The organism is Agrobacterium tumefaciens (genome assembly GCF_013337285.1).
GTDB classification, from domain to species: domain Bacteria; phylum Pseudomonadota; class Alphaproteobacteria; order Rhizobiales; family Rhizobiaceae; genus Agrobacterium; species Agrobacterium burrii.
Genome location: NZ_SUPW01000010.1, coordinates 103,972 through 123,905 on the forward strand (window position 1 = coordinate 103,972; position 19,934 = coordinate 123,905).

The 19,934-nt window shown below is 58.9% G+C and carries 17 protein-coding genes; 15 read left to right on the top strand and 2 right to left on the bottom strand.

All coding sequences use genetic code 11. The annotated features are described in order from the left end of the window. Positions 1–294: 294 nt before the first annotated feature. The 7 genes from FCH38_RS21240 to FCH38_RS21270 all read left to right on the top strand — a co-directional run bounded on the left by FCH38_RS21240 (position 295) and on the right by FCH38_RS21270 (position 8,182). Complete coding sequence (locus FCH38_RS21240; RefSeq protein ID WP_149901006.1) at positions 295–1,098, top strand: transporter substrate-binding domain-containing protein; 804 nt, start codon at positions 295–297, stop codon at positions 1,096–1,098. Positions 1,099–1,166: 68 nt separating this feature from the next. After that, the gene (locus FCH38_RS21245; protein ID WP_149901007.1) at positions 1,167–1,871 is read left to right on the top strand and encodes an amino acid ABC transporter permease; all 705 of its coding nucleotides are present in this window, start codon (positions 1,167–1,169) and stop codon (positions 1,869–1,871) included. After that, positions 1,868–2,527 (top strand): amino acid ABC transporter permease, encoded by a 660-nt coding sequence (locus tag FCH38_RS21250; protein WP_149901008.1) that lies wholly within the window; start codon positions 1,868–1,870, stop codon positions 2,525–2,527. Before FCH38_RS21245 ends, FCH38_RS21250 begins: the two co-directional genes overlap by 4 nt. Further along, on the top strand, positions 2,508–3,239 hold the full coding sequence (locus FCH38_RS21255) for an amino acid ABC transporter ATP-binding protein (RefSeq protein ID WP_174375058.1): 732 nt from the start codon (positions 2,508–2,510) through the stop codon (positions 3,237–3,239). Before FCH38_RS21250 ends, FCH38_RS21255 begins: the two co-directional genes overlap by 20 nt. A gap of 23 nt (positions 3,240–3,262) precedes the next feature. Further along, complete coding sequence (locus FCH38_RS21260; protein ID WP_174375059.1) at positions 3,263–4,198, top strand: 2-hydroxyacid dehydrogenase; 936 nt, start codon at positions 3,263–3,265, stop codon at positions 4,196–4,198. 232 nt (positions 4,199–4,430) lie between these two features. Continuing rightward, on the top strand, positions 4,431–6,605 hold the full coding sequence (locus FCH38_RS21265; protein ID WP_174375060.1) for a putative bifunctional diguanylate cyclase/phosphodiesterase: 2,175 nt from the start codon (positions 4,431–4,433) through the stop codon (positions 6,603–6,605). Between the two features lie 449 nt (positions 6,606–7,054). Continuing rightward, on the top strand, positions 7,055–8,182 hold the full coding sequence (locus FCH38_RS21270; protein WP_174375061.1) for a porin: 1,128 nt from the start codon (positions 7,055–7,057) through the stop codon (positions 8,180–8,182). 182 nt (positions 8,183–8,364) lie between these two features. Here the strand turns inward: FCH38_RS21270 and FCH38_RS21275 are convergent, their stop codons facing one another. After that, entirely contained in the window at positions 8,365–9,897 is a 1,533-nt protein-coding gene (locus FCH38_RS21275; protein ID WP_174375062.1) for an amidohydrolase family protein, read from the bottom strand. Between the two features lie 159 nt (positions 9,898–10,056). On the opposite strand from FCH38_RS21275, the gene FCH38_RS21280 reads away from it, so the two are divergent. The 7 genes from FCH38_RS21280 (at position 10,057) to FCH38_RS21310 (ending at position 18,486) form a co-directional block, all read left to right on the top strand. Further along, positions 10,057–11,622: an ABC transporter substrate-binding protein gene (locus FCH38_RS21280; protein ID WP_174375063.1), complete on the top strand. Its 1,566-nt coding sequence runs from the start codon at positions 10,057–10,059 to the stop codon at positions 11,620–11,622. 257 nt (positions 11,623–11,879) lie between these two features. Next, positions 11,880–12,848, top strand: coding sequence for an ABC transporter permease (locus FCH38_RS21285; RefSeq protein WP_046801232.1), 969 nt, complete (start codon positions 11,880–11,882; stop codon positions 12,846–12,848). An 18-nt stretch (positions 12,849–12,866) separates the two neighbouring features. Next, on the top strand, positions 12,867–13,814 hold the full coding sequence (locus FCH38_RS21290; protein WP_110759555.1) for an ABC transporter permease: 948 nt from the start codon (positions 12,867–12,869) through the stop codon (positions 13,812–13,814). Positions 13,815–13,819: 5 nt separating this feature from the next. Continuing rightward, complete coding sequence (locus FCH38_RS21295; protein WP_174375064.1) at positions 13,820–15,013, top strand: amidohydrolase family protein; 1,194 nt, start codon at positions 13,820–13,822, stop codon at positions 15,011–15,013. Next, complete coding sequence (locus FCH38_RS21300) at positions 15,013–16,506, top strand: amidohydrolase family protein (RefSeq protein WP_174375065.1); 1,494 nt, start codon at positions 15,013–15,015, stop codon at positions 16,504–16,506. The genes FCH38_RS21295 and FCH38_RS21300 overlap by 1 nt, the downstream gene beginning before the upstream one ends. Next, entirely contained in the window at positions 16,499–17,482 is a 984-nt protein-coding gene (locus tag FCH38_RS21305) for an ABC transporter ATP-binding protein (RefSeq protein ID WP_149901018.1), read from the top strand. Before FCH38_RS21300 ends, FCH38_RS21305 begins: the two co-directional genes overlap by 8 nt. Next, a complete protein-coding gene (locus FCH38_RS21310) occupies positions 17,479–18,486 on the top strand; it encodes an ABC transporter ATP-binding protein (protein ID WP_174375066.1) in 1,008 nt (335 codons plus the stop codon). The genes FCH38_RS21305 and FCH38_RS21310 overlap by 4 nt, the downstream gene beginning before the upstream one ends. A gap of 9 nt (positions 18,487–18,495) precedes the next feature. On the opposite strand, the gene FCH38_RS21315 is transcribed toward FCH38_RS21310, so the two are convergent. After that, positions 18,496–19,173 (bottom strand): GntR family transcriptional regulator, encoded by a 678-nt coding sequence (locus tag FCH38_RS21315; RefSeq protein WP_149901020.1) that lies wholly within the window; start codon positions 19,171–19,173, stop codon positions 18,496–18,498. A gap of 130 nt (positions 19,174–19,303) precedes the next feature. On the opposite strand from FCH38_RS21315, the gene FCH38_RS21320 reads away from it, so the two are divergent. Next, positions 19,304–19,933: a flavin reductase family protein gene (locus FCH38_RS21320; RefSeq protein WP_174375067.1), complete on the top strand. Its 630-nt coding sequence runs from the start codon at positions 19,304–19,306 to the stop codon at positions 19,931–19,933. Position 19,934: the final 1 nt, after the last annotated feature.

Below are 19,934 nucleotides of genomic sequence, written 5' to 3' on the forward strand. Positions count from 1 at the left end.
GTTCCTCCCGAATGAATGTCCGATGCAACAGTTCTGTAGATCGGACTTGCAATGATACCGATAACATGCATTATTGATCCTGCCAAGAACGTGAAACGGTGTCGACAAGAGGAAAATCGATAACCAGCAGAAATTGTTGAATTTTAAGGAAAATTCACATGGTTTTGAGCTTTTGCGGTTTCTTGGGAGGAGTTTTTTGTCAATCGCGGTGAAATGTTATCGAGAACATTTTTCGCTTTGCGGAAGATCGCTGTCCCGCTTTGGGCAGCCACTTAAAAGGTTGGAGGAGAAACCATGAGCATATCCAGATTTCTGAAGAACGTGACCGTTGCCGTCGGTGTTGCCGCTGCAACGCTTGCCGCCACCACATCCGCCCATGCTGTCTCGCTCAGCGAGATCACGGCGCGCGGCAAGGTCAAGATCGGTGTTCTGACCGGCGCTCCGCCGATGGGCATGGTGGATGAGAAGGGCAATCCTTCCGGTTATGACGTGGATGTCGCCAACCTCATCGGCACTTATCTGTCGCTGCCGGTCGAGCTTGTGCCGCTGACGCCGCCGGCCCGTATTCCCGCACTTCAGACCGGCAAGGTCGATTTCCTCGTCGCAACGCTGGCGCCGACCGGCGAACGCGCCAAGACGGTCATGTTCACGCAGCCTTACAGCGCTTTCAACATGGATATCATTTCCGGCAAGGACCAGAAGTTCGAAAATCTCGAAAGCCTCAAGGGCAAGCGCGTTTCGGTCAATCGCGGTTCCTCGCAGGAGACCGCGCTGCGCAAGGCCAATGTCGAAGGTCTTGAGATCGTCGTTTACGAGGACGATTCGACCAGCGCCCAGGCTCTGCTTGCCGGCCAGGTCGATGCCGTGGCACTGCCGTCCACGGTCGGTGAGGCTATCATCAAGCAGCGCCCGGAAGCCGGTCTGCAGGTTGGTTTCACCTTCTTCCAGCAGGGCAATTCCATGGCGACGAAGATCGAGGATTTCGAGCTGCGCCAGTGGCTGAACACCTCCATCTATCTCATGAAGATGTCGGGCGATCTCGACCGTATCTCGGTGAAGTGGACCGGTCGTCCGCTGCCGCAATTGCCAAGCTTCTGATTGAGCCTTTCAACGCGTCCGCCGGAGAAAAATTTCCGGCGGACCGGGAAATGTCAACGGAGTGACGCATGTCCTATACTTTTCAATTCGGCGCGCTCGCCCAATATCAGAATGAAATTCTGAACGGCATATGGCTGACGATCAAGCTGTCGGTCCTGTCCATCGTGCTCGGCTGCGCTTTCGGCATTCTTCTGGCCTCACTGCGTTCCATCAATGGCGGCATCGTCCGCATCATCGTGGACGCCTATGTGGAGGTTATCCGCAACACGCCGTTTCTGGTGCAGCTTTTCATCGTCTATTTCGGTCTGCCGGGTCTCGGCTTTCGCGTCGGCGCAGAGACGGCGGCGCTGATCGGCATGACGATCAACCTTGCCGCCTATTCGACGGAAATCATCCGCGCCGGCATCGAGGCGGTGCACAAGTCGCAGATCGAGGCGGGCGAAGCGCTGGGCTTCACGAAATACCAGATCTATCGCCACGTCATCATGGTGCCAGCCATCGCCAAGGTCTATCCTTCGCTGTGCAGCCAGTTCGTGCTGATGATGCTGGCGTCGAGCATTTGTTCGGCCATTTCCACCCATGAGCTTGCGGCCGCCGCAGCCTTCGTGGAATCGCAGACCTACCGCTCCTTCGAGGTCTATATCGTCGTCACGCTCATCTATCTGGCGCTGGCGCTCAGCCTGCGGCTCATCCTTGCGCTTGTCGGCATGTGGCTGTTTGGCCGCCGTGTGGCCCGCAAGACGATGACCGCTTTGCCGGAGGTGCAGTCATGACCCTTAGAACTTTCGGCTGGAACGAATTCGGCTTCCTCATTACCGCCCTGCAATGGACCGTGCTTCTGACGATCATTGCGCTTATCGGCGGCGGTATTGTCGGCTTTTTTATCGCGCTGGCCCGTACCTCGGATTTGAAGGCGCTGCGCATTGCCGCGGGTACGTATATTCAGGTTATTCAGGGCATTCCGGTGCTGATGATCCTGTTCCTGTCCTATTACGGCCTCAGCCTTGCCGGACTGGAACTGCCGCCTTTGATCGCCGCCGGCGCGTCGATGACCATCTATACGTCAGGTTATCTCGCCGAGATCTGGCGCGGTTGCATCCAGGCGGTGCCGAAGCAGCAATGGGAAGCGTCTGAATCGCTGGCTCTCACCCGCGCCCAGCAATATCGCTACGTCATCCTGCCGCAGGCGATCCGCATTTCGCTACCGCCGACCGTCGGTTTTGCCGTTCAGGTCGTCAAGAATACGTCCATCGCATCGATCATCGGTTTCGTCGAACTGGCGAGAGCGGGGCAGCTCATCAACAATGCCACGTTCCAGCCGTTCCGCGTCTTCGTCGCGGTGGCCGTGCTTTATTTCATCGTCTGCTACCCGTTGTCCCAGCTGTCGCGTTGGCTGGAAAGGAGGCTTCATGCCGGAAGTAATCGTTGAAAACGTTCACAAGAGCTTTGGCGCTCTGGAAGTCCTTAAAGGCGTGTCGCTGACGGTCGGTCGCGGTGAAGTCTTTGCCCTCATCGGCCGCTCCGGCTCGGGCAAGAGCACGCTTTTGCGCTGCATGAACGGGCTGGAGAAGATCAATTCGGGCCGCATTGAAATCGCCGGTCATGCGATTGGCGAAGATGCCAAGGCGCTGCGCAAGCTGCGCACCGATGTCGGCATCGTCTTCCAGAGCTACAATCTTTTCCCGCATCTGACGGTCGGCGAAAACATCATGCTTGCCCCGCGTATCGTCAAGGACGTGGCGAAATCGGAAACGAAGGATATCGCTCGCGAAGTTCTACAACTCGTCGGCCTGTCGGAGAAATTTGATTCCTATCCCGACCAGCTGTCCGGCGGCCAGCAGCAGCGTGTGGCGATTGCCCGCTCGCTCGCCATGCGGCCAAAGGTGATGCTGTTCGATGAGGTGACCTCGGCGCTCGATCCGGAACTGACGGAAGAGGTGCTGACGGTCATGGAAAACCTCGCCAAAGACGGCATGACCATGATCCTCGTCACCCATGAAATGGCCTTTGCGCGCCGCGTGGCCACCGAAACCATCTTCATGCACCAGGGCAAAATCTGGGAGCAGGGCCGCTCGTCTGAACTTTTCACCAATCCGCAAACGCCGGAACTCCGGCAATTCGTCAAGGCCGATGTGAAATAGCGCAGGGCCGCAAAGGAAGATCCATGACTACTGAAATCGTGCAACTGTGCCCGCTGATCCCGGCACTGGAAGAAGAACTCGCGCAGCGCTTCACCGTGCACCGCCTGTTCGAAGCGGCAGACAAGGCGGCGTTCCTTGCTGAAAAGGGTGCCGCGATCCGCGGTGTCGTCACCGGTGGCCATATCGGCCTGCCGGCGGATATTGGTGCTGCACTCCCCAATCTTGAAATCGTCGCCATCAACGGCGTCGGTTTCGACAAGGTCGATCTTACCGAAGCCAAACAACGCGGTTTCCGCGTGTCCAACACGCCGGATGTACTGACAGCCGATGTTGCTGACCTTGCGCTTGGTCTCGTTCTGGCGCAGGCGCGCAAGCTGCCGCAGGCGGACCAGCATGTGCGCACGGGGCAGTGGCTGAAGGGCGATATGGGGCTTTCCACCCGTGTGGCTGGCCGTCGTTACGGCATTTTCGGCCTAGGCCGCATCGGTCAGGCAATCGCAAAGAGGCTCGAAGGTTTTGACGCGCGGATTTCCTATACCGCACGAAACCGCCGCGATGTCGCTTATGACTATCACGACAGCATCGAGGCGCTGGCTGCCAATTGCGACGTGCTGATCATCGCCGCCGCTGCCACCGCTGAAACACGCCACATCGTCAATGCCGGTGTGCTGAAGGCTCTTGGGCCACAGGGCGTGCTCGTTAACGTCGCGCGTGGTTCGCTGGTGGATGAGAAGGCGCTGGTCGAGGCGCTTTCGAACGGCACGATCGGTGGTGCGGCCCTCGACGTCTTCGAGGATGAACCGCGTGTGCCGGAAGCGCTTTTCGCCTTCGACAACGTCACGCTTGCCCCGCATGTCGGCAGCGGCACGCACCAGACGCGACGCGCCATGGCCGATCTCGTTCTTGCCAATCTCGACGCGCATTTTGCGGGCAAGGAACTGCCGACCCCGGTGGTCTGACATATCCTCTATCTAAGCCTTTAATCTGACGGCGCGGCATTTATCCGCGCCGTTTCGAATAGTACTTTCGGCTGTTCCTGGTTTAGGCTGCAAAAGGGCAGCCATTCGCCGGTAATCCAGGTCCGCCGTTCATATTTATATAATATGTATAATCCTACTATTCTGCTTCATTATAAAGCTATGAGGCGGAGAGGTGCGTTCCAAAGGCCCGAAGACACCCGAGCAGAACCGGATGTCGCGAATGAAGCGCGACGTTACGCCATCTGCCCCTCCCGCAACGACTGAAAACGCCAATCCCTCCGACCGGCATGTGCTTCTGGAAGCGATGATCAATCATGTGCCGGATTTCATCTATGCCAAGGATCTGGAGGGCCGTTTTCTTTTTGCCAATCGCGCCATCGTTACCGAGAACGGCTTTGAAAGTGTCGAGGAGCTGATCGGGCTCACCGATGGCGACATTCATGGAGATGCGGCGCGGCGCGCCGGCATTCCCGATACCGAAGCGCGGGTCATGCGCACCGGAGAGCCAGATCTTGGCTATGAGGAACCCGCCATGCGTGGCGATATCGACCGTTGGTTGATGATGTCGCGAGTGCCGCTGAAGGATGAGACCGGCAAGATCATTGGTGTGGTTGGCGCTTCCAGGGATATTACCCAGAAAAAGGCCTCGGAAAGACTGCTTCAGGCGCAGGCGCGCATTCTGGAAATGATCGTCGCGGCGGCGCGGATCGAAGATTTTCTCGAGGAATTCGTCAAGGCCATTGAAAACCTTGCCACCGGGCTTGCCTGCGCTGTCAGGGTGTTCGAGGCGGCGGCGGGAGAACCGTCCGTTTATGCCTCGCCGGCGCTGGTGCCGCATCCGGGCCTGACGGCGCTTATTTCCAACGCCAACGATCCCGCGAGCCTTACCTATCCGGCCGACAGCACGGCTTTCAGTTTCGATATTCCCGCCAGCGAGGGCAAGGCGCATGGCTTTGTCTGGTGCGTGCTGGCGGGCCGCCAGCCGGATGCGGCGCTGATGGAATTCATCGGGGCTGCCGCCCGCATGGCGGGGCTGGCGATCGACCGGAAACGTGCTGCCGCGCATATCGCCTTTCTGGCCGATCACGACATGTTAACCCGGCTACCTAATCGCCGTTTTCTCGATACGCGGCTGCCGGAAATATTGGCGGTGGCGGCGAAGGCAAAACGGAATGTCGGCATCGGTTTTCTCGATCTCGATAATTTCAAGCAGATCAACGATACGCTTGGCCACAGCGTTGGCGACGCGCTGCTTTCAAAGACGGCGGAGCGCATAACGCACAGCCTCAGCCGAAATGATCTCGTGCTGCGGGTGGGCGGTGACGAATTCGTCGTCATTCTGGAAAAGCAGAAACATGGTTTCGAAGACCGCCTGCAGCGTATTCAGGCGGCGGTTTCGCAGCCGCTGCGCATCGGCAACTACGATATCAAAGTTACCTGCAGCATCGGCATGGCGTTTTTTCCCGAGCACGGGGAAACCACGGCGGAAATCGTCGCTGCCGCCGACCTTGCCATGTATGAGGCCAAACATAATGGCCGGGATGGCATCGCCACCTTCACACCGCGCATGGCGGACGATCTGAGAAAGAAGTTCACCCGCATTGAGGAGTTGCGCAAGGCGGTGGAGCGGGATGAGTTTGTCCTGCATTTCCAGCCGCAGGTTGATCTTCTCACCGGCCGTATCAGCGGGGTGGAGGCGCTGGTGCGCTGGCAGCACCCGGTGGAGGGTCTGCTGGCTCCGTCGGAATTCATCGGCCTTGCGGAAGAAACCGGCCTCATCGTGGAGCTTGGCGAAAGCATTCTGAAAAAAGCCTGCCAGCAGGCACAGGCTTGGATCATGGCCGGCCTGTCGCCCGTTAAAATGGCGGTCAATATCTCGCCCCGGCAGTTTCAGGGTGGGCTTGTGGAGCAGATCCAGTCGGCGCTGAAGGAAACCGGTCTTTCGCCCTCGTTGCTGGAAATCGAAATCACCGAGACGCTCATCATCCAGGACGTCGAAACATCCGTGCGGATCATGCGCGCCATCAAGCAGATGGGCGTCAGCCTCGCATTGGACGATTTCGGCATCGGTTATTCCTGCCTCGGCATGCTCAAGACCTTCCCTTTGTCCTGCATGAAGATAGACCGCTCGTTCCTCACCCATTTGCCGGAAAAAACCAAGGACAGCGCCATCGTCTCGATCATGATCCAGCTTGCGGGATCTCTGGATATCGACGTTATTGCCGAGGGTGTGGAGACCAGCGAACAGGCGGCGTTTCTACGCGCCGCCGGCTGTCCCTACGGGCAGGGTTATTATTTCAGCCGCCCGGTGCAGGCGAATGTGATTGAAGACATGCTGGCGAAGATGACGACATTCCCGACAGGCCCCGCCGGCGATCTGCAATAAACCCCACTTGGCGGCCCTGTTTTGACGGGCCTGATCTGAGCTGTCGCCGGAACTGTTCCGGCCGGATGCCTGCGCCTTTTATTACAACAACCTCAAACGTCTTTGTGATTGTTCCGGGTCAGGATGCCGGGTAACTGTCCCTTCGCGCCAACATAGATTTATTTATTATAATAAATAAAATTATTATAATCGGCTATTTATATTAAGTAATAAATTCTTTTATTTGAAAATAAAAAATGAAATTATTATATTTTAAACTATTTATTTGTTGTAATTTTACTACTTAATACGTTTGTGTACTTTTATTGTATTTGCAATCTGCCGATTTGAATTGCGAGTCTGCCGTACTTTCTGTCATTTGCTGAATCAGCGCAGAGAAGCGGGCGGCAGGGAAAGACCAGCCCACAGTTTTGCGCATTCGTTGAAAAATTTTTGACTGGAGATTACAAATGAACATCAAGAGCCTTCTTATCGGCTCCGCTGCAGCTCTCGCAGCAGTATCCGGCGCACAGGCCGCTGACGCTATCGTCGCTGCTGAGCCGGAAGCCATGGAATACGTTCGCGTTTGCGACGCTTTCGGCACCGGCTTCTTCTACATCCCCGGCACCGAAACCTGCCTGAAGTTCGACGGTTACGTTCGTTTCCAGACAGACTTCGGTCGTGACCAGTCCGGCACGTCCGACTGGGATTCGTTCACGCGCGCTCAGTTCAACGTTGACACCCGCTCTGACACCGAGTTCGGCCCTCTGCGCGGCTATTTCGGTTTCCGCGGTCAGGCCGACCAGGACAGCAGCCGTGGCGTCGTTCTCGATCAGGCTTTCATTGAAATCAACGGCCTGAAGGTCGGTTTCTACTACAACTGGTGGGATGACGGTCTCTCTGGTGAAGTTGATAACCTCAGCTCCAACCAGACCCGCCTGAACGCCATCCGTTACACCTACGATGCGGGCTCCTTCTATGCCGGCGTTGCTGTTGAAGAACTCGAAGGCGTTATTGCCGGTAACTCGATCACCACATCGGGCAGCACGACGACCATTCAGCGCAACAACCTCGGCGTTAACCAGAACAACTGGACGAGCCTCAACCGCCAGGGCGACAACAATGTCGGCGTCAGCGCGATTCTCGGCGGTAAGTTCGGTGGCGTTAAGGCTAACTTGCTCGGCGGTTACGACACCGACGCTGAAAACGGTGCGATCCGTGCGATCGTAACGGCCGACGTTGGTCCGGGTACTTTCGGCCTCGCTGGTGTATGGGCATCGGGCGCGAACGCATATTACGAAGAGTCTGAGTGGTCCGTTGCCGCTGAATACGCGATCAAGGCTACCAAAGAGCTGACCATCACCCCCGGCGTTCAGTACTTCCGTACTCTGGATATTGGCACGGATGGCAAGTTCACGGGCGACCGCGATGCTTGGCGCGCTGGTGTAGCTGTTGGCTACAAGATCACTTCCGGCCTCTCCACGCTCGTTTCGGTTAACTACCAGAGCGTTGATGGCAACGAAAGCGTTCGCAGCGGCGTTGGCAGCGGTGCCGGCGACCAGTGGACCGGTTTCGTTCGTCTGCAGCGTTCGTTCTAATAGCCTGCATAACCAAAAAGCCTAAACCGGGTTAGACAACTCAGATCCACCCCGTTTCCGAGCGGGTGAGTCACTAGCTCCAGTCAAAGTTCCTGACATGACGTCAGGTTTGCTCCCCGGACCCCTCCAGGCCGGGGAGTTTTTCTTTCTTCAAAAAAAGGTCTCCGGCAATTTCACTTCCGCTATCGGAAGGATGCCGGCCCATTACCATCTTCCTGGTCAGTACCGCTCTGTTGCCCGTGAGCCGCCGGTGGCCGGGGAGGGTGGACCGGTTCTTCAAAGGTCCGCAACAGGCGGCCCCAACCCGGATCGTGCATGTGCGCTTCAAGGCCGGCGCGGGCGGCGAGGGCCAGCGCTTCTTCCTGGCCGAAGTTAAGGGCCGCATCAACATCGGTTGTCAGAACCCGGCCGTTTTCCATCAACATCCTGCCATCGACGAAAACAGTATCGACATCGCTGCCCAGTACCTGATGCACGAGCCGATGCACCGGCATCCACATCGGCATCAGATGCGGTTTGCGCATGTCGATGATGACGACGTCGGCCTTTTTGCCGATTTCCAGCGAACCGATCTCGTCCTCCATGCCGATGGCATGGGCGGCGTCGATGGTGATCATTTCGAATATCTTGCCGGGCGGAAGCAGGTAACGATCATGGTTGTGCAGCAGATGCTGGGTGAATTGCGCCAGACGCGCCGTCTGCAACATGTCGAAATGGCGGCTGGGGGCCGCACCGTCAGTGGTGATGGCGACACGAATGCCTTTCGACATCATTTCCATGATTGGCGTTGCCCGGCCGGGCGGGGCGTGGGTAACGCGAGTTCCGGTTTCGGCCAGAATGTCGATCTCGTCATGCGAGATGCCCCAGCAATGCTGGAGATGGATATCAGGGCCAAGCAGCGCATTTTCCTTGTCCTGATACGCCATGCGGATCTGTCCGGCAAAAGCATCCGAATGCAGCCTTACGCCGGTCTTTCGTGCCGTTTCACGAATCCGGCGCGCCTGCATCCGGTCATTTTCCGTCAGTTTCACCGCCTGATCGGGCGTCGAGGCATTGGAGGGCTCAACTGATGGAACGATGGTGAAAGGTGTGAGGAACACGCTGATGCGGCCATTCGCCGTGCCGTTCAGGGCCTCGATGGTTGCCTCGCTGCCCTCTATCATCTCTTCGAAGCTGATATGGCGGCGCTCCGGCGAACCGCTCTCCCATCGGGTAACGGGGTGCGGCCATGGCAGGCCGGAAGGGCCGACACAGATGATTTCGCGAAGGCCGATCTCCTCATAGGCGCGGGCGTGGTTGATGGCGAAGACGGGGTCGTCGGCGCGCGGCATCGAGGTGATGATGCTGGCGCCGGTCGTCACGCCGGCGCGTAGCCGCTCAATGCCGGAGACCAGACCGTCGGCGTACCAGTAGTCGCGGGTAACGTAGTGATAGTAGGTCGGCGTCACGACCTTCATCCACATGGCATTGGTATCGGCGGCAATGCTGCGGATCAGCGCATGCCCGGCATGGCCATGCGCATCGATCAGGCCGGGAATGATGAGTTTGCCCCGGCAGTCGATGATCTGCTTGTCGGGGTGACGTGACGCAAGCTCCCCGGCCGTGCCGATATCAACGATACGATCATCCTGAATGGCAAGGCCGCCACCCTCGATAATCCGTCTTTCGCGATCCACGGTGACGATCGTGCCGTGCAGCAGCAGATAACTTCCCATTTGCCTTCTCCCATATGTTTGTAGTCGGTATCCAGAAATTCACAATTTTGAATACGATAATTGTCAACAATATTATTGACAATAAGGCCGGGCAAAACAATACTCCGCTTGCTCAGCCGCCTGCCGGCTTTCCAACGACCTATAAAAAGGGGGGATCAAATGTCCCGAATTAGAAGTTTTGTCCTGGCCGCCATGGCCGCCGCCGCCATTGCCGCTCCCGCAACCGCAGAGACCCTTCGCTGGGGTAGCCGCGCCGATCTCTATTCGCTCGATCCGTATTCGGTGCCTTCAACCTCCAACCTTGCTTTCCTCAATCACATCTATGAAGGGCTTGTCCGTTACGGGCCGGACTTCAAGATCGAGCCGGCGCTGGCGACGGAGTGGAAACTCGTTGATGGAAAGACCTGGCGCTTTACCCTGCGCAAGGGCGTGAAGTTCCATGACGGCTCGGATTTCACCGCTGATGATGTGGTCGCTTCCTTCACGCGCGCTTCGGATGCCACCTCGCCATTGCGCGGCAATATTCCGGTCTTTGCCGGGGTCAAGAAGGTCGATGATTACACTGTCGATCTTGACGTCTCTGCACCGACCTCGCTTTTCCTGAACGACATCACCAATATCTTCATTTTCAACGCCAAGTGGTTGAAAGATAACAATAGCGAGAAGCCGACCGATTTCGCCTCCAAGGTCGACGGTTATACGACGATGCACACCAATGGCACCGGGCCGTTCAAGCTCGAAAGCCGTGTGCCCGATAGCAAGACGGTTCTCGTCGCCAATGACGGCTGGTGGGACCAGAAAAAGCACAATCTCGACCGTATCGAATTCGTCCCGATCGCCTCTGCCGCGACACGTGTTGCAGCGCTGCTTTCCGGCGAAATCGACCTGATCGATTCCGCGCCGATCCAGGACCTGCCGCGGCTTGAAACCTCGGCCAATATCACGGTGAAGAAGCGCACCGAACTGCGCACGCTGTTCATCGGTTTCAATCGTCGCGAAAAGCTGGAAGACGGGAAGCCCAACCCGTTTAACGACCTGCGTGTGCGTCAGGCATTCGAGGCGTCGCTTGATCGCGATCTCATCAACAAGAAGGTCATGCGCGGCCTTGCAAGGCCTTCCGGTTCGCTCATCGCGCCTGAAATCGCGGGTTATGCCAAGTCGCTCGATACCTATGAAACTGCCGATCCGGCAAAAGCACAGAAGCTGCTTGCCGATGCGGGCATGAAGAACCTCGCTTTCACCTATACCTGCATGAATGATGAAAGCATCAACGAGGAAGATATCTGCTCCGGCGTTGCCAACATGCTGAAGCGCGGCGGTTTCCAGCCGACGATCGACATTGCCCCGCGTTCCGTGCAGTCGCCCAAGCGCAATGGCGGCAAGGCCGATGTCTTCAATCTCAGCTGGGCGAACGAGCCGACGCTCGATGCCTTCTCGTTCCTGTCGCAGATACTGTCGACCCGCAAGGGTGCGATGGGTGTCTCCAATTATGGCGGCTGGTCGAACCCCGAAATCGACAAGCTGGTGGGAGAGGCGGCACAGGAACAGGACAACACCAAACGTCTGGCGCTTGAAGAAGCCGCATTGAAAATCGCCAAGGATGAGACCATGCTCGTTCCGCTGCATCAGCAACCCATTGCATGGGCCATGCTCGGAAAGGTCAAGAGCGTCGATTTCCGTGCCGATAACAAGCCGCGTCACTGGCTGACACAGCTCGACAAATAATGCAGACCGCTGGAAGGGCGTCGGCCGGTTGCCGAACGCCTTTCCAGCCTTTTCGGCGCAGTTCGTCTCAGCCGTTGAAACCGTGATCCTCACGGAAGGGACGGCCGAAACGCCATCCTCCGCCGGTACAATTGTCGACAATGTGACAGGCTCACGCGCAAGGCATCGTATCGTTGCGAAAGCTCTGCCCTGTCTCTGGAAGAGAATGGTCGAACCTGGCACGCGTTGTGGCGCGGGTTCGCATCCGAGAGGTAACCATGCTGGTTTTCATCATCAAGCGTTTGGGAAATGCCGTGCTCGTCATGCTTTCCGTCGCGCTTATCGCGTTTCTCATTTTTCGGCTCGCGGGTGACCCTGTTGAGCTGATGGTCGGCGAACAGACCTCGCAGGAGGATCGGGCGGCCCTGCGTGAGCGCCTCGGCCTCAATGACAGCCTGCCGACGCAATATCTGCGGTTCGTCAAAGATGCGGCAGAGGGCAATTTCGGCGTTTCCTATCGCAACGGCCAGCAGGTGCTGCCGCTGATAGCGGAGAGGTTTCCGGCAACACTGGAGCTTGTTCTTGTCGCCACTGTCCTTTCGCTGGTCGTCGGCCTTCCGCTCGGGGTGCTGACGGCAATCAGGCGCGGCAAATGGTATACGGAGGGCCTGCAGTTCCTGTCGATCGTCGGCGTTTCGCTGCCGAGTTTCGTCGTTGGCATTCTGCTCATTCTCGTCTTTTCGGTGTCGCTCGGCTGGGCGCCGGCCTTCGGTCGGGGAGATGTGGTGCAGATCGGCTGGTGGTCCACCGGGTTGCTGACCTCCTCCGGGCGTGCGGCCATCATTTTGCCGGCCATTGCGCTTTCGCTTTATCAGATCACGCTCGTCATGCGTCTGGTCCGCGCCGAGATGCTGGAGGTGTTGCGATCCGATTTTGTTAAGTTTGCGCGTGCCCGTGGCATTCCCCGCTGGCGCATCTACTTCCGCCATGCGCTTCGCAACTGTCTCATGCCTGTCGTGACGCTGACGACGATGAATGTCGGCTCGCTGATCGCCTTCGCGCTGATTACGGAAACGGTCTTCCAGTGGCCGGGCATGGGCATGCTGTTCATACAGGCGGTTACGTTTCTCGATATTCCCGTCATGGCGGCCTATCTCTGCATCATTTCCTTCATCTTCGTTGTTCTCAACACGTTCGTCGACATTGCCTATGCGGTGATCGATCCGCGTCTGCGCACCGCGCGTTAACCGAAGGGAGCCGGTTTCATGACAGACCTTCCACAAATGGCAAAACCCGCCCGCCGGTCGCTTTTCAGCCGCATGCGCGACAGCGATCTCTACTGGTCCTTCAGTCGCAGCAAATCGGCGAAGATCAGTGCGCTGGTCCTCTCAATCCTGATCCTCGCTGCCATATTCGCGCCGCTGATCGCGCCGCAAAACCCCTATGATGGCGCTTCGCTGGACATGTGGAAGGCCGAGTTGCCGCCGGTGTGGCAGGAGGGCGGCGAATGGCCCTATCTGCTCGGCACCGATACGCAGGGGCGGGACATGCTCTCCGCCATTCTTTACGGCACCCGCATATCGATCGTCATCGGTGTCGCTTCCGTGGCGCTGTCGCTGGTCATCGGCATGACGGCCGGGCTGGTCGCCGGTTATTTCGGCGGCTTTGCCGATAATCTCCTGATGCGGATCGGCGACATCACGCTCTCCATCCCGACAATTCTGGTAGCGATTCTTGTTTCCACGGTGGTGCGGCAGATGTTGCCGGACAGTCTGCGCGAGGTGGGGGCATCCGCCGTGCTCATTTTCGCCATCGCCCTTTCCGCCTGGGTGCAATATGCGCGCACCGTGCGCGCCCAGGCCATCGTCGAAACCGGCAAGGATTATGTGCAGGCGGCCAAACTCATCGGCGTTCCCGCCCGTCGCATCATGGCCAACCATATCCTGCCCAATACGCTCACACCAATCATGGTTGCCGCCACGCTCAATTTCGGCATGGCGATCCTCACCGAAGCGACGCTGTCCTTCCTCGGCATCGGCATGCCGCCCAGCCAGCCTTCGCTTGGAACGCTGATCCGCATCGGCAACCAGTTCCTGTTCTCGGGGTCGTGGTGGATCGTATTGTTTCCCGTTTTCCAGCTCTGTCTGCTCGTCGTCACCGTCAACCTTCTGGGTGACTGGCTGCGCGATGCGCTCAATCCGAAACTGAGGTGAGTTCCATGCACGATCTTCTGCTCCGCAACATCAGGCCCATGGCGGGCGATACCTGCGACATTCTGATCAGGCAGGGAAAGATAGCCGGTTTCGGAAAGTTCGAGGCCGAGCCGGGCATGCCGGTCGAGGAGGGGAATGGTGCGATTGCCGTTCCCGGCCTTATCGATGCCCATACCCATCTCGACAAGACGACATGGGGCATGCCCTGGCATGTCAATAATCGCGCGGCGATCCTGCGCCAGCGGATCGACTTTGAACGCGAAAACCGGACACAGATCGGCATCGATCCGCACCGCCAGTCCATGCGCCACGCCATCGGCCTTGCGGCCAATGGCGGTACGCATATTCGCAGCCACGTGGATATCGACCCGACCCATGGCCTGGCGCTTGTGGAGGGCATCTGGGAGACCCGCGAGAAGCTGAAGGGCATCATCGACATCGAAGTCGTCGCCTTCCCGCAATCCGGCGTCATGGTCATGCCCGGCACCGTGGAGCTTCTGGACGAGGCCCTGAAACAGGGCTGCGAAGTGCTTGGCGGCATCGATCCCTGCGGCATCGACCGCGATCCAAAGGGCCAGCTGGATATTCTCTTTGCGCTTGCGGTCAAGCACGGCGTGCCGATCGACATCCATCTGCATGAGGCAGCCGACCTCGGCGCCTTCACCATGGAGCTGATCTTCGAGCGTATCCGGGCCAACGGCATGGAAGGCAAGGTCGCTATCAGCCATGCCTTTGCACTCGGGATGAATGATTACCTGCGGGTCGGCAAGCTGATCGAAGAGATTGCAAGGCTCGACGTGGCGATCCTGACGACCGGTGCGCCTTCGGCAAACGTGCCGTCGATCATGCGGCTGAAAGAGGCGGGTGTGCGTGTGGGCGGCGGTTGTGACGGCATTCGCGATACCTGGGGTCCATGGGGTCAGCCGGATATGCTCGACCGGGCAAAGATCATCGGTATGAAGAACGGCCTGCGCTCAGATATAGAGCTTGCCCATGTGCTGCATGTGGTCTCGCAGGGCGGAGCCGATGTCATGGGGCTTGGCGATTATGGCCTCTCGGAAGGCTGCGCCGCAGACTTCACGCTGCTTACGGGCGAAACGCTCGCCCATGCCGTTGTTGATATTGCGCCCCGGCCGCTCGTCGTCAAAGGCGGCCGCGTTACCGCCAGAAACGGCAAAGCCATCGTGGAGGCGCCGTGATGAGTGCCGCTTTGCAATCTCTCGCGCTTGGCGAACGTCCGTCGGGCCGCACGCTGCTTACCGCAAGCTGGGTTGTCGGACACAAGGATGGATCACACCGGCTTTTGAAAAACGGCGAGGTGGTCTTCGAGAATGGTGAGATTCTGTTCGTCGGGCACGGTTTTCCGGGCGAGGTCGCCCGTCGCGTCGATTTCGGCAATGCCCTCATCAGCCCCGGCCTGATCGATCTCGACGCACTTTCCGATCTCGATACGACGATCCTGGGGATCGATCACTACCCCGGCTGGGCCAAGGGCCGGGTCTGGCCGCGATCTTATGTCGAGGCGGGTCCCTACGAGATGTATTCCGGGGAGGAGCTGGCCTTCCAGAAGCGTTTTGCTTTCGGCCAGCTGCTTCTCAACGGCATTACCACGGCTGCGCCCATCGCTTCCCTGTTTTATCGGCAATGGGGCGAAACCGTTGCCGAATTCGAGGCTGCGGCCGATGCTGCCGGCGAACTCGGCCTGCGCGTCTATCTCAGCCCCGCATACCGCTCCGGCGGCATGGTGCTGGAAGAGCCGGGGCGCATGGTGCCTGTTTTTGACGAAGAGCGCGGCTTTCAGGGGCTGAAGGATGCGGTGTCCTTCATCGAAAAACAGAGCGGACGGCATGGCGATCTTGTGCGCGGCATGCTCGCGCCGGATCGGGTCGAGACATCGACGCTCGCCCTGTTGCAAAGAACCGATGCGGCCGCGCGTGATCTTGGATGCAAGTTCCGTCTGCACATGGCGCAGGGCACGATGGAGGTCGATACCGTCCGCAGCCTTCATGGCTCCACTGCGCCCGTGTGGCTGGCCAAGGCCGGTCTCCTCAGCGACCGCCTTGTCGCGCCGCACGCCACCAATGCGACTGACGAAGATCTGGCGCTCTACGCTGAAAATGGCGTTTCCATCGTCCACTGTCCGCTGGTGTCGGCCAGAGGCGGCAGCAAGCTGTCGTCGTTTTCGTCGTGCCGGCAGCGTGGCATCAACATTGCGATGGGCACGGACACGGCACCGGCCGACATGCTGATGAACCTTCTGGTCGGGCTCATCACCTGCCGCATCAGCGACGGTGCTCCCGACAGGGTCCGCTCGGCCGATCTGTTCGACGCCGCCACGATCGGTGGCGCACGGGCGCTGGGTCGGTCCGATCTAGGACATCTCTCAAAGGGCGCCCGAGCCGATATCGCGGTCTTCGATCTCGATGATACCGTCATGGCGCCGAGCGTCGATCCGATTACGACCATCGTTACCGGCGGTTCCGGCAAGATCACACGTGCGGTCTTCGTTGATGGCCGCCTGTCGATGCGTTCAAGGCAGGTCGCGAATATCGACATGGAGCGCGCCCGCGTTCAGGCGCAGGCGCAGTTCGATGGGCTGATTGCGAAATATCCCGAACGAAGCTGGGCCAATCCGCCCGTTTCGGAAATTTTCCCCCCGAGCTACCCGGTGGAGGTTGACGCCAATGGATAATATGAACCAGTCGGTTATCGACGTTCGCAATCTGAAAGTCGAGTTTCCGGGACGCAGAGGCACGGTGACGGCCCTTTCGGATATCAGCCTGTCGATCCGCCCCGGCGAAATCCTCGGAGTGGTGGGAGAGTCCGGTGCCGGAAAATCCATGACCGGGCTTGCGATACAGGGCTTGCTGGAAAAGCCCGGCCGCATCGCCGAAGGCGAAATATGGCTTGGGTCGCGGCGTATCGACAAGTTGGACGACAGGGCGATGGAGAGCATTCGCGGCCGCGAGATCGGTGCGATTTTTCAGGATCCGCTCACCTCTCTCAACCCACTCTTTACGGTGGGCGCTCAGCTGGTCGAAACGATCCGCCAGCATCTGCCGCTCAATAAAAAAGAGGCGCGGGGGCGGGCGGTTCAACTCCTGAAAGATGTCGGCATTCCGTCTCCGGAAGACCGCATCGATCATTATCCGCATCAGTTCTCCGGCGGCATGCGCCAGCGTGTCGTCATCGCGCTGGCGCTGGCGGCCTCGCCAAAGCTCATCATTGCCGACGAGCCGACCACGGCGCTTGACGTATCCATTCAGGCGCAGATCATCTCGCTGCTGCGCAGGCTGTGCAAGGAGAAGCAGACGGCCGTCATGCTGGTCACGCATGATATGGGCGTCATCGCCGAAGCTGCTGATCGCGTTGCCGTGCTTTATGCCGGCAGGCTGATTGAGGTCGGGCCGGTCGAGCAGGTTCTGCATGCGCCGAAACATCCCTATACGCAGGGCCTGATGGCCTCCATCCCTTCCCTCGGCGCGCGGGTGGAGCGGCTCAACCAGATCGACGGGGCGATGCCGCGTCTTGATGCGATCCCCCCGGGCTGCGCCTTCAATCCGCGCTGTGGCTTTGCCGGCCCCCGCTGTCTTCGCGAGCGCCCGGAACTGGAAACGCAGGGCAACAGCGCAAGCGCCTGCTGGATGAATGCAGGAGGAACAGCATGAAAGCCCCGGTGACAAAAACGCCCGCACTGACGGTGAAGGGTCTGACCAAGACCTTCGATGTTTCCGCCCCATGGCTCAACCGCGTCATCGAGCGCAAGCCCCGTCTTTTTGTGCAGGCCGTCAACGACATCGACTTCACGGTGCCAGCCGGCGGCTGTCTCAGCATCGTCGGCGAAAGCGGCTGCGGCAAGTCCACGGTTGCGCGGCTGGTGACGGGGCTGTTCCGGCCGAGCGCCGGTGAGTTCCGCTTTGCCACGGGACGAAAGGGTGCGCCGCTTTCAGCGCAGATGATCTTTCAGGATCCTTATGCCTCGCTTAATCCGCGCTGGCGGGTGAAGAACATCATTGCAGAGCCGATCCGGGAACTGAAACTGCGCGCCACCCGTGCTGAGACGATGGAGCGGGTGGAGGAGCTGTTGCGAACGGTCGGTCTCTCTGCCTCGGACGGCGAGAAATTCCCGCATGAATTTTCCGGCGGCCAGCGCCAGCGCATTTCGATTGCCCGCGCCCTGGCAAGCGAGCCGGAGTTTCTGGTCTGCGACGAACCGACATCCGCGCTTGACGTGTCGGTGCAGGCGCAGGTGCTGAACCTGATGCGGCGGCTGCAGGACGAGCTGGGGCTGACTTATCTGTTCATCAGCCATGATATGAGCGTGGTTCGCCACATGTCGGACCGTATCGCGGTGATGTATCTCGGCCGCATCGTGGAGGAGGGCGATACGGAGGAGCTGTTCGCCCGCCCGCGCCACCCCTATACGCAGCTTTTGCTGCAGACCATTCCCAATATCGAGGCGCCGCGCCGCGACCGGGAACTGGTGGCAGGTGAAGTCCCAAGCCCGCTCAGGCCGCCTTCGGGCTGCACCTTCCATCCGCGCTGCCCGCTGGCAACGGCGCGCTGTTCGGCGGAAGTGCCGCAGGTGCGCACGCTTGCCGGCGGCACACGCGTTGCATGTCATCTGGTGGAGGACGAAGAGGTGTTGACGCAGGAACGGGAGCGCGCCTGACCGGCAAGGTCAGGCGAGTGCTGCCCGCAGATCATGGGAAAGGTCGCGGATTTCGCTGAGGTCGAGTTCCGCTTCCACATGTTCGAGGTGATGGGTCATCAGATGCGTGGCTCTCGACGGATCATTATTGGCAATCGCATCGACGATTTCCGCGTGCTCGTCAGGCCCGCAGTTGAAGCGGTCCGTGTTACGGTAAACGGCAGTGATGAGGGAGGAACGGGAAATGAGGTCGCGCATGGTGGTGAACAGGAAATCGGAACCGACCGTTTCCGCAAGCAGCAGGTGGAAGCCGCCGGAAAGCTTGATGATGTCGGTGGTGATATTGTGAGCATTGGCCAGGCGCTCCTTTTCGACATGGTCGCGAAGCCGTTTCAGATCAGCCTTGGTGGCCGATTTGCACAGTCGCTCAACGACGCATTGTTCTACCGTGCGGCGCACGAAGAACACGTCTCGCGCCTCTTCGACCGACGGTTTGGAAACGAAGGCGCCGCGATTGGGAACGATGGTGACGAGCCCGTCGCGCTCCAGCACGGAAAGCGCCTGGCGGATGCGCGCGCGGCTGACGCCGAAAATGGTGGCGAGCTGCTCCTCCTTCAGCTGCACGCCCGGGCGAAGCCGTCGTTCAGCGATCGACAGCCAGACTTTCTCGACAATTTGCTGCGTGGACTGGCCGTTTTGTTCGGTCATCGGGTTCACTCTCCATTGTGGGTAGAGAAGCGTGATGCGGTGGAAAAAGTCAACCGTTTCAACAGAGTTTTGGTTGCAAGATTGTCAACAATATGAAATAATATTGTGTACTATAAACAGGGCAGTTGTCATGGAATTCGACTTCACCACGCTCGAACCGCAGAGCCGTTATCGTCTGCTGACGAATTTTATCGGTCCCCGGCCGATAGCACTCGTCACGACGCGTTCGGCTGCCGGCCACAACAATGCGGCGCCGATGAGCTTTTTCAACGTTTTTTCCCATGATCCGCCGATCGTCGTCCTCGGTGTCCAGCCGCGTGTGACGGGTGAGGAGAAGGACACGATGGTCAATATTCGCCGCACCGGCGAATTCGTCATCAACATGGTGGACATGGCCCTGTCGGAACAGATGCTCGTCTGCGGCCTCGGCTTCGACAGCGAGGTGGACGAACTTTCCATGGCGCGGCTGACCGCGACCCCCTGCAACAAGATCGATGCAAGCTTTGCGGCGGAATCACCCTGCGCCTTTGAGTGCCGGGTGGAGCGCCTGATCGATTATCCGCGCCGCACGCTGGTTCTGGGTGAGGTTGTACACATGCATGTGCACAAGGATTGCCTTGATGAAGAGGGGCGTTATGTCGATCCGGACCGCTACCAGCCGATCGCACGTCTTCACGCCGACAATTACATTACTTCGGACCGCCAGTTCGTCCTCAAGGCGCCAGCGATGACCGACTTCATAAAGCCAGATGGCGCGTGAA

Bases quoted from the DNA above. Each gene is read 5' to 3' on its own strand.
- FCH38_RS21265 (WP_174375060.1), top strand. From the start codon at position 4,431: ATGTCGCGAATGAAGCGCGACGTTACGCCATCTGCCCCTCCCGCAACG.
- FCH38_RS21290 (WP_110759555.1), top strand. From the start codon at position 12,867: ATGACAGACCTTCCACAAATGGCAAAACCCGCCCGCCGGTCGCTTTTC.
- FCH38_RS21315 (WP_149901020.1), bottom strand. From the start codon at position 19,173: ATGACCGAACAAAACGGCCAGTCCACGCAGCAAATTGTCGAGAAAGTC.
- FCH38_RS21245 (WP_149901007.1), top strand. From the start codon at position 1,167: ATGTCCTATACTTTTCAATTCGGCGCGCTCGCCCAATATCAGAATGAA.
- FCH38_RS21270 (WP_174375061.1), top strand. From the start codon at position 7,055: ATGAACATCAAGAGCCTTCTTATCGGCTCCGCTGCAGCTCTCGCAGCA.
- FCH38_RS21320 (WP_174375067.1), top strand. From the start codon at position 19,304: ATGGAATTCGACTTCACCACGCTCGAACCGCAGAGCCGTTATCGTCTG.
- FCH38_RS21310 (WP_174375066.1), top strand. From the start codon at position 17,479: ATGAAAGCCCCGGTGACAAAAACGCCCGCACTGACGGTGAAGGGTCTG.
- FCH38_RS21305 (WP_149901018.1), top strand. From the start codon at position 16,499: ATGGATAATATGAACCAGTCGGTTATCGACGTTCGCAATCTGAAAGTC.
- FCH38_RS21240 (WP_149901006.1), top strand. From the start codon at position 295: ATGAGCATATCCAGATTTCTGAAGAACGTGACCGTTGCCGTCGGTGTT.
- FCH38_RS21255 (WP_174375058.1), top strand. From the start codon at position 2,508: ATGCCGGAAGTAATCGTTGAAAACGTTCACAAGAGCTTTGGCGCTCTG.
- FCH38_RS21280 (WP_174375063.1), top strand. From the start codon at position 10,057: ATGTCCCGAATTAGAAGTTTTGTCCTGGCCGCCATGGCCGCCGCCGCC.
- FCH38_RS21295 (WP_174375064.1), top strand. From the start codon at position 13,820: ATGCACGATCTTCTGCTCCGCAACATCAGGCCCATGGCGGGCGATACC.
- FCH38_RS21285 (WP_046801232.1), top strand. From the start codon at position 11,880: ATGCTGGTTTTCATCATCAAGCGTTTGGGAAATGCCGTGCTCGTCATG.
- FCH38_RS21260 (WP_174375059.1), top strand. From the start codon at position 3,263: ATGACTACTGAAATCGTGCAACTGTGCCCGCTGATCCCGGCACTGGAA.
- FCH38_RS21275 (WP_174375062.1), bottom strand. From the start codon at position 9,897: ATGGGAAGTTATCTGCTGCTGCACGGCACGATCGTCACCGTGGATCGC.
- FCH38_RS21250 (WP_149901008.1), top strand. From the start codon at position 1,868: ATGACCCTTAGAACTTTCGGCTGGAACGAATTCGGCTTCCTCATTACC.
- FCH38_RS21300 (WP_174375065.1), top strand. From the start codon at position 15,013: ATGAGTGCCGCTTTGCAATCTCTCGCGCTTGGCGAACGTCCGTCGGGC.